At 38.8% G+C, this 15,004-nt stretch carries 10 protein-coding genes; 4 read left to right on the top strand and 6 right to left on the bottom strand.

Annotated elements, in window-relative coordinates; genetic code table 11:
* The first annotated feature begins 810 nt into the window (after window positions 1–810).
* Complete coding sequence (locus J7W16_RS22335) at window positions 811–3,027, top strand: collagen-like protein (RefSeq protein ID WP_346726986.1); 2,217 nt, start codon at window positions 811–813, stop codon at window positions 3,025–3,027.
* Between the two features lie 373 nt (window positions 3,028–3,400).
* Here J7W16_RS22335 and J7W16_RS21495 read toward each other — a convergent pair whose 3' ends face one another.
* On the bottom strand, window positions 3,401–4,483 hold the full coding sequence (locus tag J7W16_RS21495) for a tetratricopeptide repeat-containing glycosyltransferase family 2 protein (protein WP_246880148.1): 1,083 nt from the start codon (window positions 4,481–4,483) through the stop codon (window positions 3,401–3,403).
* Between the two features lie 381 nt (window positions 4,484–4,864).
* Here J7W16_RS21495 and J7W16_RS21490 point away from each other — a divergent pair, with 381 nt between their 5' ends.
* The gene (locus J7W16_RS21490; protein WP_210599495.1) at window positions 4,865–6,577 is read left to right on the top strand and encodes an ATP-binding protein; all 1,713 of its coding nucleotides are present in this window, start codon (window positions 4,865–4,867) and stop codon (window positions 6,575–6,577) included.
* Window positions 6,578–7,105: 528 nt separating this feature from the next.
* Here the strand turns inward: J7W16_RS21490 and J7W16_RS22580 are convergent.
* From J7W16_RS22580 to J7W16_RS21475, 5 genes are all read right to left on the bottom strand, one after another.
* Window positions 7,106–7,381 (bottom strand): CBO0543 family protein, encoded by a 276-nt coding sequence (locus J7W16_RS22580; RefSeq protein ID WP_419095873.1) that lies wholly within the window; start codon window positions 7,379–7,381, stop codon window positions 7,106–7,108.
* Between the two features lie 219 nt (window positions 7,382–7,600).
* Window positions 7,601–8,206: a CBO0543 family protein gene (locus J7W16_RS22575; protein WP_419095874.1), complete on the bottom strand. Its 606-nt coding sequence runs from the start codon at window positions 8,204–8,206 to the stop codon at window positions 7,601–7,603.
* Between the two features lie 1,430 nt (window positions 8,207–9,636).
* A complete protein-coding gene (locus J7W16_RS21485; protein ID WP_210599494.1) occupies window positions 9,637–10,191 on the bottom strand; it encodes a hypothetical protein in 555 nt (184 codons plus the stop codon).
* A gap of 645 nt (window positions 10,192–10,836) precedes the next feature.
* Entirely contained in the window at window positions 10,837–11,259 is a 423-nt protein-coding gene (locus J7W16_RS21480) for a disulfide oxidoreductase (RefSeq protein ID WP_210599493.1), read from the bottom strand.
* A 3-nt stretch (window positions 11,260–11,262) separates the two neighbouring features.
* Window positions 11,263–11,952 carry a DsbA family protein gene (locus J7W16_RS21475; protein ID WP_210599492.1) on the bottom strand — a complete coding sequence of 230 codons (690 nt, stop codon included), beginning with the start codon at window positions 11,950–11,952 and terminating at the stop codon, window positions 11,263–11,265.
* Between the two features lie 179 nt (window positions 11,953–12,131).
* Between J7W16_RS21475 and J7W16_RS21470 the strand changes: the two genes are divergently transcribed.
* Both J7W16_RS21470 and J7W16_RS21465 read left to right on the top strand, forming a co-directional pair.
* Window positions 12,132–12,512 (top strand): ArsR/SmtB family transcription factor, encoded by a 381-nt coding sequence (locus J7W16_RS21470; RefSeq protein ID WP_210599491.1) that lies wholly within the window; start codon window positions 12,132–12,134, stop codon window positions 12,510–12,512.
* A 179-nt stretch (window positions 12,513–12,691) separates the two neighbouring features.
* Window positions 12,692–14,719, top strand: a complete 2,028-nt coding sequence (locus tag J7W16_RS21465) for a heavy metal translocating P-type ATPase (RefSeq protein WP_210599490.1) — start codon at window positions 12,692–12,694, stop codon at window positions 14,717–14,719.
* The last annotated feature ends 285 nt before the right edge of the window (window positions 14,720–15,004 follow it).

The following is a 15,004-nucleotide window of genomic DNA, read 5'->3' as shown; positions in this document are numbered from 1 at the left end:
GGTCGCACTTATTATACCATTTAGGGGGTTTTTTCTGTTTAAATCCGAAGGATGTATTTAATTTCTAATAACTAATTCCTAATTTCGAGATAAAAAGACTAATTAATCGACTTTTTCACCAGTCCCGGACGGTTCTCGTGTTTTTTTCGATAACTAAAAAGTTAGATATTATAGTGTAGAGGGAAACAATGGAACCGTCCCTATGTCCCTTCTAGTAAACGGATTTACTCCTGTCATTTTTGACAGGAGTTTTCATTTTCTAGGAGGTATTTTGTGTATTGTTTGAAATTGAAGTTTCGTTTGGATTAGTAGTTGAATCCCGCCCGCACTTCTAATATGGTTCCAGCTCTTCTATATAGAACAACTTGCAGAGATAAGCTTCATCCGTATCTGTTTTTACTTCTCTCTTGAACTTTCCGCTTTTTATTATAAGGTCAGATTCCAAACCATCCTGACATCTGTCTACAAGTAGGGGCTAATTATTTAGTTGAAGGGGTCTAGACCCACGGGGTACATATCTACTGTAAGCAGATATGCTTCCTTACTAAATTAGAATTCATTTAATATATTTTCTTAATTGTAGCAGTTTTTAGAGTAGCTGCACTTTTTTTGCTCTTTATTAAATGAACAGCCCTATTATAGTTATATCAACTATATTTTCTACCTTGGAGACAAGTATCTATACATGATTTTTTCACAGAAATAGATTAGTAGGGAAACTAATTTGAAATTGAAGGGGGAAAGAAATTGTCGGATTATCTGAGTTCGAGAGATAAGAGAGGGAAAATGAGGATGAAAGGGGGAAGCTGTTTGTCTAATAAAAATTCTTATTTTATGATCAATGGTGTTCATTTTGAATCAGTTTGCCCAGAAGAACCAACTTGTTCGAAAGAGGAGAAGGAAAAAGATTGGGATGAAGGAAATTATGGTAAGAGATGTGAGAAAGGAAAGAGAGGAAAGAGAGGTAAGAAAGGAAGAAGAGGTCCAGTAGGAGCAACTGGGGCAACCGGAGCGACTGGAGCAACTGGAGCAACTGGAGCAACTGGGCCAACGGGAGAACCCGGAGCAACCGGGGCAACGGGAGCCACGGGAGCAACGGGAGAACCCGGAGCAACTGGAGCGACTGGAGCCACTGGAGCAACGGGAGAACCCGGAGCAACTGGAGCAACTGGGCCAACGGGAGAACCCGGAGCGACTGGAGCAACTGGGGCAACGGGAGAATCCGGAGCAACCGGAGCAACTGGGGCCACTGGAGCAACTGGGGCAACCGGAGAACCCGGAGCAACAGGAGCGACTGGAGCGACTGGAGCAACTGGAGCAACTGGGCCAACGGGAGAACCCGGAGCCACTGGAGCAACTGGGGCGACTGGAGAACCTGGAGCACCTGGAGCAACCGGAGCAACTGGGCCGACTGGGGCGACTGGAGAACCCGGAGCCACCGGAGCAACCGGGCCAACAGGAGAACCCGGAGCCACTGGAGCAACTGGGCCAACGGGAGAACCCGGAGCAACCGGAGCAACTGGGGCGACTGGAGAACCCGGAGCCACCGGAGCAACCGGGCCAACAGGAGAACCCGGAGCAACTGGAGCAACTGGGCCAACGGGAGAACCCGGAGCAACCGGAGCAACTGGGGCGACTGGAGAACCCGGAGCCACTGGAGCAACTGGGCCAACCGGAGAACCCGGAGCAACCGGAGCGACTGGAGCAACCGGAGCAACCGGGGCAACCGGAGCGACTGGAGCCACTGGAGCGACTGGGCCAACGGGAGAACCCGGAGCGACTGGAGCAACTGGGGCCACTGGAGAACCTGGAGAACCTGGAGCAACCGGAGCAACTGGGCCGACTGGGGCCACTGGAGAACCCGGAGCAACCGGAGCAACCGGGCCAACCGGAGAACCCGGAGCAACCGGAGCAACTGGGCCAACTGGAGAACCCGGAGCAACCGGAGCCACTGGGGCGACTGGAGAACCCGGAGCAACTGGAGCGACTGGGCCAACGGGAGAACCCGGAGCAACTGGAGCGACTGGAGCAACGGGAGAACCCGGAGCAACTGGAGCAACTGGGCCAACGGGAGAACCCGGAGCAACTGGAGCAACTGGGCCAACGGGAGAACCCGGAGCCACTGGAGCAACTGGGGCGACTGGAGAACCTGGAGAACCTGGAGCAACCGGAGCCACTGGGCCGACTGGGGCGACTGGAGAACCCGGAGCCACCGGAGCAACCGGGCCAACAGGAGAACCCGGAGCAACCGGAGCCACTGGGCCAACGGGAGAACCCGGAGCAACCGGAGCCACTGGAGAGCCTGGAGCAACCGGGGCAACCGGAGCGACTGGAGCAACTGGAGCGACTGGAGCAACTGGGGCCACTGGAGAACCTGGAGAACCTGGAGCCACCGGAGCAACTGGGCCGACTGGGGCCACTGGAGAACCCGGAGCCACCGGAGCAACCGGGCCAACAGGAGAACCCGGAGCCACCGGAGCAACTGGGCCGACTGGGGCGACTGGAGAACCCGGAGCAACTGGAGCGACTGGGCCAACGGGAGAACCCGGAGCCACCGGACCAACCGGACCAACCGGACCAACCGGACCAACCGGACCAACCGGTGAACCTGGTGGGTTATCCCAATACGGATATATTTACAACCTAGGTGCTCAAGTTGTAGCTATAGAGGATGATGTTGATTTTGACTCAACTGGAATAACTACAGCTGGAATTACGCATGCCCCTGGAAGTTCTGAGATTTTAGTTACTAGTGAGGGGGACTATGAGGTTACTTTCTCTGTATCGGGTGTACAACCAAGCCAATTCGCACTATTTTTAAATGGTGTGCAGGTTGAGGGAACAGTCTACGGTTCAGGTGCTGGTACTCAGCAAAACAACGGTCAGGCAATAATCGCAATAGAATCCGGGGATGTTCTTACCCTTCGGAACCATACTTCTACCGCTGCAGTAACTCTTCAGACTTTGACAGGAGGGACACAAGTAAGCGTAAATGCTTCTATTGTTATTAAAAAATTAGATCAATAGGCTTTAGCGAGAATTACTTTGGTCGATAAGGGTTCTAACGAGGAATATAATTGTCTAGCCTTTAGATAATAAGTGCATCAAATGTGTTTGATAGAATAGCAACTCATTTATCAATTAATCACCCCTCATATAAATAAGGGGTGATTTTTTTTGCACATTATATTCTAAAAAGATTACATGCCATACTTAAGTCTTATACATATCTTTTAAATAAAGAAAAATTACATTATAAAGGAGTTTGCAAAATTGATTGCAGAGATATCAAGACAAATTAGGCTACCTCACTCCTAAAGTATCGGGAGTTTTGGAAGCCTAAAGGTGTATTATATGTGTTTCATTTGGCTAGGTCGGTTCACTGTTGCGTATTTTCTCATTATTTTTCTTTTGATCGTAAATATTCTTGATTATACAAAACAGAAGGATTATTTGGAACGAAGGATGCTGCGATGTCATTGTGCTTTTTGGCTGTTAGTGTGTCACCAAGTCGATCATAGCAAACACAGAGCTGAAGGTGAGGTAACCAAGTGTAACAGGCTCGATTTATAAATGGACTATGCTCCGGCAGGGAAACCATTGTTGCAATCTTATACCATGAGATCGACTGTAATAAATCATTTCTCTCTAAATAGATATATCCAAGTCGGCAACAAATTTCTCCTCGAGGTCCATCATAAAGAAAAGAGTCGATACAGGAACGAATGGCATTGTCCCATTTTTCTTGGTGAAGATAACAATCAGCTAGTTTTCCACAAGCTTGGATATTATCTTCGCTCCAGCCCTTCCCTCCACTTAGAAACGTTGTGTACCATTTTATTGCTTTATCGTACAAGCCATGGTCTAAGCATTCATTTGCATAATAATACTGATCTCTTGGCTGGAGTTTTTCCCCTGACTTTAGTGCGGTTTCATAAATACGTAAGTTTCTATCATTATGTTCTTTTTCCTTGTTATGAGAGACGGATAGATCCGAACGAAGAATGTTTCCTGAAACCTCTAAATATTCATGGACAATTCCATACCATTTAAACTGCTTTTCCCTTTTAACAAGACGATTTCGCCTTGAACTAAATGTAGGGTTTCCCGCATCATCAAATGAAAGATGATACTCCATTGATACTGCATCGACATCATATGTTAGCGTTTTTTTTAAATCTAGAAATTTTTGTTGATTATCTTCAGTTAATCGATCATCGGCATCAAGCCATAATATATAATCTTTCGTAGCTTTTGAAAAAGCAAAGTTCCTAGCTGCTGAAAAATCATTGATCCATGTAAAGTCATAAATGCAATTTGTAAAAGCTTTTGCAATTTCTTTTGTGCGGTCAGTTGATCCTGTATCAACAATAATGATTTCATCAACGATATCCTTTATAGATTTTAAGCAATCCCCCAACGCTTCTTCTTCATTCTTGACAATCATACAAAGACTAATAGATATAGAGTTATTATTATCCATTTTCACACCTCCTTTCCCATTGTATTAATTAGTTAAAGAAAGGTGTTTAGGTGTGTACCTGTGATTTGATAGATTTCACGAAAGTTAGAATATTTCATAGAAAATGCGAAGGGTAATATGACTAATTTACATGGAGAAATGACCTTTATGTTGGTAAAATAACAGAAAAGTTAAATGGGAATTGTAATACCAGTTGCGTTTAATGCTCAAGATGTCAATATAGGTTTGGCATTGCATGATATTCTTAGAAAAGAAATACTTTTAACAATTTAAAATGATAAAATAAATGTAAATAACTTCAAAAGTTTGATGCATAGAGAGTTTAGCAATACTTCAATTCATCATAATTCACATAAAATCTTATAATCTTGGAGGAAATTGATGAGCATTCAGAGTCTTAATATAAAAAAAGATTTTACAATAGAGAACGGTGGACATATTCTATATTTTTCTACTAATAAATTACTTTATATAGATAATTTAGTTGCTTATGTGATAGACGGTATAATGCAGGGAAATACCATCATTATAATAGATGAACCTACAATTTATGAAGCTGTAAAAGTAGAACTTTTGAAAGCGTATTCTATTGAAGATTTACAGTATGTTTTCTTTGAAGAGTGTGATAGATATTACGGGATTCAAAGAGATTTTGATAGCGAAGTAGTTAGCAGAAATTTTGGACATATTCTTCAATCCTTTCCTAAAAATGATCGAACGATTCAAATTTGGGCAAAAGTCGTTTGGCGAAAACAAGAAGGGATTATTTCTAAACTGGAGAAATTTGAACAAAATGGAGACCGTGGAACGAAAGCAAGTCGTATGATTTCTGTATGTGCGTATGATAGTATGAAAACCCCGGCCAATTTACTTATGAAACTATTAAAAAATCATGATTATTTTATGACAGATACCGATTTAATCGTTTCGCCACTTTATGAAAAGTCTGGTACCATATTTCCTTCTCTCTCTACACAATCAAAAATGGATTCCGAAATTGATTATTTGAACAAAGACCTTGAGAATAAAACGAGGAGATTTAAACAACTATTTAATAGTATTTCAGATGCCGTTTATTATTTTAAGTTTTCTAAAGATGGATTGTCTGGAAAGTTCATTGAAGTAAATGAAGTTGCATATTCGCGGTTAGGATACACATATGAAGAAATGTTGAACCTGACTCCTTTTGATATTGATGTTCATGAAAAAAAGGAATTCTTGAAATTACTTGATACTATTTACCATAATGAAACAACAATATTTGAAACTATCCATATTTGTAAGGATGGGAGTCTTATACCTGTTGAGATAAAGACCGATATGTTAGTCGAAAACGGGGATTGTTATATCCTCACGGTGTGCCGTGATATATCGGAGAGGAAAAAATCCGAAGAATTTTACATAAATTCAGAGAAGCTTTCCATAATTGGAAAACTCGCTGCGAGCATTGCTCATGAAATCAGAAATCCTCTAACTACAATAAAGGGATTTATGAAACTCCAGCAAGAAGGAATGATATCTGATTTAGATATATACTCCATTATTGACTCAGAAATTGATCGGATCGAAACGATTGCAAGTGAACTTTTAATACTAGGTAAGCCAGTTTCTCAAAAATTAGTAGCTGCTGATGTAGGTAAATATTTGAAGGATGTTTGTATTGTCATGCAGTCACAAGCTAATTTGGATAATGTTTCAATAAATTTCGAAGCAGCTAAACAAGCGCTGTATTGTCATTGCAATGAGCAACAATTGAAACAAGTGTTTATGAATATAATAAAAAATGCCATTGAATCGTTAGACAATCATGGGTACGTCACTGTTTCAACCGACCGCACTGACAAAAGTGTATATATTAAAATCGCAGATAATGGTGAGGGTATACCTGATGAGGTTAAAGAGAAACTAGGACAGCCATTTTATACGACAAAAGAAAAAGGCACTGGGCTTGGCTTAATGGCTTGCTATAAAATTATAGAACAACATAATGGCAAAATTGACTTTACATCAGAAGTTGGTAAGGGAACAGTGTTTTCGATTGAATTACCATTAATAAAAGAAAGGAAACAAGGGGACGGTTCTCCTGTTTCCTAGGACTTGTGATAAAAGGAAAATAGATATCCTTAGCATCATCTAACAGCTTTAGTTGAATTACCACATATCTTTTATAGTGGTTATTTTTTGCGGGATTCACAATACTAGCTATACACAACAATAAAAAGACGATTACGTCGTCAAATGTAATCGTCTCTTTATAGTTGAGGATTTAATAGGGAAGGAGTATTAATTGAACTCAAATGTACGGCGAGGGAACAGATGATTCAAAGAGATTTATAGAATTCTAGAGTGAACATAATAGGCACTGGCGTTGTTTCAGTTACAACATTTCTTCCGGTATACGATCTGAGATAAGCGGAGATTTCAATGTGAAAAGACAATACAAGTCGGTAACCCATTTTGAGTTTGCAATTTTGAATGACAAATCATTCGTACCCTTGCGAAATGAGGTTGTTTCGGAAATTTTCATTGGCTTCTTCCATATTTAGGAGAGTAACATCATCTTTCCAGTTAAAGTTTCTTTTTCTGGCACGAATATATTGTCACGATCATTTTCATAACAAATCAAATGAATCCATGGTATTGGAATATAGGTAAAGATAATGGTGAGGGTATACCTGATGAGGCTAAAGAGAAACTTGGACAACGCGTCCACCCTTTTTGATACTTAATGAGGTTTGTTTTTGGCTCTAACAAATATTCAATAATCGTCATTGGAATGCTGAACATAAACGTTTTAAAAAAGGTGACGGCGATACTAGAGCTTTTTGTTGATTGATTATAATATATACAAAATAAAGGGAATAGTAGATAATCAGAGATTAAGCTAATATCAACCATTTAGAAATACAAACAGGATATTTAACCCACCCTTTTTTAACGATGTAGTTATCCATAATGGAAGATATAAACGCCTTGAACAAAAAAACGATTAACCAGTCTTTTGTGGGAGGTTTTCGAATTAAGGCAACAAAGCTGATTAACACTCCAACAGTAAGAAATGTTAAGTTTCTCTTCTCTAAAGTGTGTGTTAAACATAGAAACTTCCAAAGATCAAATCTAAAAACCAGGTATTTTAGATTCGGTTAATAATTGTAAAAATTTATTATATAAAGGTGACCTCCTCTGCCAGAATATATGCATAGGCCCTTTTAAAAAGCGATTGTTGAAGTGAACAGGGAACTTAACTATAAAAAAGGAAAGAGACAGAACAGAAATCACCAGTGCCAGTAAGGGATTCGATTTAAAAATCAGGCTGCAAGTATACATCAATAGATAGACTAGACTAGACCATAAGCTATTCCAATGATGATTGTACTGTATCACCCTCTCCTTATGTAAAAGATTTTCGATGACAGTAGAGACAACTGTCCATTTAATCGAATATGCAATCTTTGAACGGACTTTTTGCGGGGCATTGGACAAAAATAATAAAACAAGAAAAGGCGTAACAAAAAAGATATGTAAAGCTCTCAATACATTTATGGGTATACCGTTTGGGGAGAACTCCCATAAGAGTTTTCTTTGGTATATGTAATAATAGCTGGCATTAAAAAAGCTTACAAATACAAGGTTATTATAGTTCTTAGGTAACTTTGCCCATGTTTTACCTAAGATGTTTAAAATTAATATGAATACAATTAAAAGTATTTGTTTATTATGCATTTTCATTACGACAACCCCAAGTAAATAATTATAGAGTTATTCTAACCGGTAATTAAATTTCTTATTAAACTTAATGATGTATAAGAAGATTCAACAATCAAGAAGTTGTATGACTAGATTGCATTACAGGTATGTGGTACTTGGTCAAAATCACTTCACCGAGCTTTTTTAGTTGTACTTCAAGCAATTTTAGGTTTTTTTCATTGAAATGTTTTCTTCCGAGGGTTTTAATATAAATCTATCCTTCTTACATTTACTTACATTAAGATGGTGATTATGCGTAAACTATAGCTGTACCAGTCTACCACTTGTTGAAAGGATCATGTCATGCGGCATATCATACTATCTACATTCCTTGTTTATTTAAATTTACGAAAAGAAACCTGGCGACTCTTACCAAAATTCTTGAAAGCACTAACGTACATTATGTTTATTAATTCTTCTTATTACTATTTTTTTAAACGACGAATCCTGTGGGAGTTTCAATCCAATTGTTTGAATTTAAAAGGATTACGTGTTATCCATATCTTCTTTATCACGCCGTTACTGTTCTTATTATGCATGAAAGACCTTCCACAGGGGAACGTGAAATTACAAATTAAGCATATTCTTAAATGGTCTTTCAAATGTGCTTTCTGGGAATTTATTGGATTGAAAACAAAAATGCTTTTCTTCAAAAATGGCTGGAACATTTTTTGGTCATGGCTCATCTATATTTTTCTGTTTAGCTTCGGTTATATATACTCAAAGAGACCATTGCTTGTCTGGAAATTAAGTGCTCCTACCTTGCTTTTTTTCTTATTTAGATTTAAAGCACCATTGTATAGGATTTCGATACTGGGTCCGTTCTTTTTCTTCATAAGAAAGAAACAACCAACGCTTTAATATTTTCGATAACGTTCATTATTGGTGAATGAGAAGATTATAAAGTAAGTCTAATTCTCAAGAAGAGTAATTCCTCAATTACTATTTTTGCTCAGTCCGAAGAAGGGATTTGGGGTACATGATACTCGATTAATGGCAGAACTATTAAAATACGGTGAAGACAGTGTAAATCTATGATAGAGCAGGTTATATGGATCAGTACCCTTTGGCCGTAGAAAAATAAAGGAAGTTTGAGGTAGCGAGCGTTCTTTCAACAAGGGATGCTCTCTCTTCTATGTAATTTAAAAGAGAACTAATATTAATTGGGCTTTCCGTTCCAATTACTAAGATCCACCTTCGCAAACTTATATTCATACATTTTTAGAAACCTCCTGTGTGAGTAATATTATTTTTATACGTAATAAGAAGAATAGTAGTTTCAAAGTGAGTTAAGGATTTAAGAGGGAGGAAGTATTAATGAAGTAAACTCAACTGAAAGGCGAGGGGAACAGAAAATTCAATGAAATTTATGCGATTTCAAGAGTAGGCAGTGACGTTGTTTCAAGCTACAACATTTCTACCGGTATACGATCTGAAATAAGCGGAGATTTCAATGTGAAAAGACAATACAAATCGATCACCCCATTTTTGAGTTTGTAATTTTGAATGACAAACCCTTCATATCCTTGTGAAATGAGGTTGTTTCGGAAATTTTCATTGGCTTCTTCCATATTTAAGAGGGTGGCGTCATCTTTCCAGGTAAAGTTTCTTTTTCTAGCACGAATATATTCACAATATTTGTCACGATCATTCATAAACAAATCAAATGAATCCATGGTATTTGAATCATATATTTTAAGGTTTGGTTCATCTAAAAATAATTTGTAAATAAAGCCAGTTACTGGCTGATCAATTTGAATAACGACAGGCTTTCCATCTTCCCAGAATTCCGTTTCAGACTTTTGAAATACCGTCTCCGTCCCTATTGCATATGGTTTGGCTGATTGAATATCAGATGTAAGCCAAAATCCAATAGTACCAATCACCTTATCTGTGTTTTGAATCTTTTCTTCACTAGTGAAATCTTCAACTTCATTCATCGTACCAAAATAAGCGATCATTTTTCATACCTCCCATTTATAGCTTAGATTGCCCCATTCTGCGTTTATCATTTATGGATTGGCTCACTAAAAACAGTCTGTACGAACCAAAGATTGGAGTCTATAGGTATGGATAGAAAGAACATATGATTTTTAAAAATGGATAAACTGAAGGAAGAATGAAGAAAGGAGTTGTGAAATATGACCAAAAAATATAATAAAGGCGGCAGCCGCAATCAAAACGCACCAGAATTACACGGGAAAACTCCAGCTAGCGGTGACAACAATAAAGGGAATCATAAGAATAAAGGTTAAAAGGTGAGAACCAAGAGTGGCATTTCTTTTTAGGTAAAGGGGAGTGATTAGGACACTCTCCTATAATAAAAGAGCACAAAAGATTCTTGCATAAGCTTAAGATTGGAAAATACAGTATCTAATAAAAAATTTTTTTAGGCTATATTGAAACAATTTTCCAAAATCGAATTCAAGTAAAATAAAAACCAAAGCACATGTACGAATATCGATGCGTTTTGGTTTTTTATTGATATTTAGGTTAATTTCTAAGGTGTGATTACTATAAACGCCAAATGAAAAATTAAACGGAACGAACCTTGCGAAATACGCTGCTAGAATACGGAATTGTCCGGTAAATAAGTATGGTTCATCTTATTCGTTCGTTTTATTTGTTTTTGCCAGTGTTAGAAATATGATAATCAGAGAAAAGGCTGTTAACGCTAAAAAAGGAATAGTCATGAACCCTAACCAGTTAATATACTCAGCACTACAAGGGACCCCGCTTACACATGGTTTAATTGGAGCAAATCCGGGAACTTTTTGAATCAAATAATGGTATAACGATATACTCCAACCGATTATGGCCAGCGGTAAAACAAATTTTTTTACAGATGAATCATCTTGAAATGTACCTATCCCTAGTATGACAACTAATGGATACATGAAGATTCGTTGATACCAGCATAACTCACAAGGGATAAACTCTTTGATTTCACTAAAATAGAGGCTGCCGAGTGTTGCTACAACTGATACTAACCAAGCAATGTATAGAGCGTATTGTCTGATGTATGCCATGGCCTATTTTCCTTCTAATTCTTGCTCAATCAGACTTTTAATTTTTTCATAATCAAAGGGATCTTCTAACATGATGTCATTTACCATAATAGTTGGAGTGAGCTCGATATTATAATCATTAACTAACTGATTATCCTTACTTACTTCATTCATTTCTGTTTGATTTTCTAGACTGTCTTGTAACTGTTTAACATCTATTTCTGGAATCGCACTAGCTATTTCAAGAACCTTTTCATTCGTTAACCATAAATCATCGTGTGACTCCATAGGTGGTTGTTTATCAAATATGGCTTTGTGAAAAGTCCAATAGTTCTCTGGAGATTGCTTTAATACGGCTTCAGCTGCAAGTGCACCCGTTTGTGATTCTTCCCCGTGAAATAATACATTAATATAGGAAAACTTCACTTTCCCTGTATCCACATAATCATTTATTAATTGAGGAAAAACCGTTTCACCCCACGACTTACAAGCAGGACATTTAAAATCTCCAAATTCAACAACGGTTACAGGAGCAGATTCCTCACCAAATAGCGGCTGGCCTTCAATGGGTGGTTGCTCTTCAAATACAGTAACTTCAGGATCTTGATTTGAAGATTTTGCGTTATTTAATAAAACGATTGCCACGAGTATACCTATAATGACAATTGTTAAAACAAATAAGATTTTAACTGGTGATTTTGAATTAGTTTTCATTACATTACCCTCTCTTAAATACTTGTCATTAAACTTAAAGACTATCATTCCCTCAGTCCCTCAACACATTGTAGCAAGGAATGATTAATAATGAAACAATCATTTGATTATATTATTGACAAATTCAAAAACGAAACATAGACTATAATCAAATAAGAATTTGATTGAAGGTGGAAGCAATGAGTCAAAAGGTAAAGCAAAATCATGATACGTGTGAAATTTTTTGTTATGACGAAGAAAAGGTAAAGCGGGTTACAACTGTAGTAGAAGCTGAAAATCTCGCTCCAGTAGCAAGCATATTCAAAGCTCTATCTGACGAAACAAGATTGAAAATAGCTTACTCTTTATTACAGGAAGGAGAGCTATGTGTTTGTGATGTAGCCAACATTATTGGTTCAACGATGGCTACAGTCTCCCATCATTTACGTCACCTGCGTAATTTAGGGATTGCCAAGAGCCGAAAAGAAGGGAAATTAGTCTTTTACTCTTTAGACGATGAACACGTCAGAATGCTTGTTGAAACAGCAGTTGTGCATGGTAGAGAGGTGGAAAAATCGTAACTAACGAGGTGACTGAGGACACCAACGACAGGTGATTTGTTATCACATTTGCAAAATGATTGGAGGTATATCACATGACAGCTAAAGAAGAGAATGCTTCCACACCTCGGACAACCTACTTACTATCCGGTCTTCATTGAGCAGGTTGTGCTGCTCAGGTTGAGCAGAGAGTTTCGGAATTGCCAGGGACGATTAAAGCAACCATTAACTTTGGTGCTTCTAATCTCATTGTTGAAGGTAATGTGCCGCACGAGAAGGTTATGAAAGAAGCAGAAAAAGAAGGCGTTACGGCAAAACCAATGGGTATAAAAGAAGATGATGAGCCTAAGCCCTTCTTAAAAGCCCATAAGGATTCAATTATTACAGGTCTATCCACAGTTCTATTTCTTGTTGGTTTGACTTTGGGATTAACAGGTTTTGATACTCTTGAAATTTCTTTGTATGCTCTTTCTATTATTATTGGCGGCTATAAAACAGCCCGCAGTGCGATCTATGGCCTTAAAAAATTGAATTTTGATATGAATGTTTTAATGGCAATTGCCGTTGTTGGTGCTGTGGCCATCGGGGAATGGATAGAAGGGGCATTAGTCGTGATCTTCTTCTCCCTCAGCAATACGCTTTCTGTCTACACGTTGGAGAAGGCTCGTAACTCTATTAAAGCACTAATGGGTCTTGCTCCGAGAGAAGCGACCATTATAAGAAATGGAACGGAAATGAGTCTTGCCGTTGAAGAGATCCAAGTGGATGATAGTATGATCGTAAAGCCAGGTGAAAAAATTGCGATGGATGGGTTGATCGTCAAAGGTTCTTCTTCCATTAATCAGGCTGCGATTACAGGTGAATCCATGCCAGTTGATAAAGAAGTAGGGAATGAAGTCTATGCCGGTACGATTAATCAGCAGGGATCTATTCAGGTTAAAGTAACAAAACGAGTTGAAGATACAACATTAGCTAGAATCATCCATCTTGTCCAAGAAGCACAAGGTCAGCGAGCGAAGAGTCAAGAGTATATAGACAAATTTGCAAGCATCTATACACCAGTTGTAATTGCACTTGCTGTGTTGCTTACGATTATTCCACCATTATTTTTTGGAGGAGTATGGGACGATTGGATCTATAGAGGCTTAGCACTCCTTATCGCCGCATGTCCGTGTGCACTTGTCATTTCAAGTCCTGTTTCGATTATCTCGGCAATCGGAAACGCAGCTAAAAATGGTGTGTTAATTAAGGGTGGTGTGTTCCTTGAAGAAGCAGGGGCAATCAAGGCTATTGCCTTTGATAAAACTGGAACACTTACGGTAGGTCGCCCTGAAGTAACAGATATTATAACAATGAATGGTATTTCGGAAAAGGAATTCTTAGCGATTTCTGCAGCAATAGAGAAATATTCGGAGCACCCCTTAGCAGCAGCGATTGTCCGTAAAGCGGAGCGTGAGAGAATCGACTTTCCTGAAGCTGAAGACTTCTCTTCCATAACAGGAAAAGGAGCGAAAGGCATGGTAGAAGGGCTAACCTACTATATCGGAAACTCTCGACTTTTTCACGAGTTGAACATGGATATAAAATGGATCGAAAAGGATATTGAACGACTGCAACACGAAGGAAAGACAGCAATGATCTTGGGAACGAAGGAGAAATTAATTGGTGTTATTGCTGTTGCAGATGAGGTACGTGAATTAAGTAAAGATGCGATTACTAGATTAAAAGAAGCTGGGATCGAACATACGATTATGCTGACTGGAGATAATCAGGCAACCGCACAAGCAATTGCTCAGAAAATTGGCGTTGATGATTTCCGGGCCGAATTACTTCCAGAGGATAAAGTTAAGGCAGTGAAGGAGCTTCAAAAGAAATACGGCAAAATTGCGATGGTTGGTGATGGGATAAATGATGCACCGGCGATGGCTACATCCAACTTAGGGATAGCAATGGGTGTTGCTGGAACAGATGCTGCCCTTGAGACAGCTGATATTGCATTAATGGCCGATGATCTAACAAAGCTGCCATTTACTGTTCGATTGAGCCGAGCAACCCTTCGGAATATTAAACAAAATATATGGTTTTCAAACGGGATAAACTTCATTACTATGATTCTCATTGTACCAGGATTTGCATCGTTACTGTTCGTTGCTCTAGCCGATGTATTAGCTGCTGTACTTGTCGTATTAAATGCAATGAGGCTTATGAGGATAAATCCGTTAAAATAAAAACTTGATTAAGTAAAGAGGCTGGGACATAACTACAGTGTTTAACTAAAATACCGAACAATGCAATAATGTAGCGGATGAATATACGCAGACTCCTGCGGGATGAAAAAGAGGCCACTGAAAAAGGTGTGATCTTCACCTTTCTTTAGTGAAACATAGGGACGGTTCGGGACTGGTGAAAAAGTCGATTAATTAGTCTTTTTATCTCGAAATTAGGAATTAGTTATTAGAAATTAAATACATCCTTCGGATTTAAACAGAAAAAACCCCCTAAATGGTATAATA

Origin of the sequence: Halalkalibacter suaedae (assembly GCF_017939705.1) — a bacterium.
Classification (GTDB): Bacteria; Bacillota; Bacilli; order Bacillales; family Bacillaceae_D; genus Halalkalibacter; species Halalkalibacter suaedae.
The sequence above is the reverse complement of the archived record's forward strand: the minus strand, read 5'-3'. Positions and strand labels throughout refer to the sequence as shown.

Coding starts and splice junctions, on each gene's coding strand:
- J7W16_RS21495 (WP_246880148.1), bottom strand. CDS start 4,483: ATGGATAATAATAACTCTATATCTATTAGTCTTTGTATGATTGTCAAG.
- J7W16_RS21490 (WP_210599495.1), top strand. CDS start 4,865: ATGAGCATTCAGAGTCTTAATATAAAAAAAGATTTTACAATAGAGAAC.
- J7W16_RS22575 (WP_419095874.1), bottom strand. CDS start 8,206: ATGCATAATAAACAAATACTTTTAATTGTATTCATATTAATTTTAAAC.
- J7W16_RS21480 (WP_210599493.1), bottom strand. CDS start 11,259: ATGGCATACATCAGACAATACGCTCTATACATTGCTTGGTTAGTATCA.
- J7W16_RS21475 (WP_210599492.1), bottom strand. CDS start 11,952: ATGAAAACTAATTCAAAATCACCAGTTAAAATCTTATTTGTTTTAACA.
- J7W16_RS21470 (WP_210599491.1), top strand. CDS start 12,132: ATGAGTCAAAAGGTAAAGCAAAATCATGATACGTGTGAAATTTTTTGT.
- J7W16_RS21485 (WP_210599494.1), bottom strand. CDS start 10,191: ATGATCGCTTATTTTGGTACGATGAATGAAGTTGAAGATTTCACTAGT.
- J7W16_RS22580 (WP_419095873.1), bottom strand. CDS start 7,381: ATGGTTGATATTAGCTTAATCTCTGATTATCTACTATTCCCTTTATTT.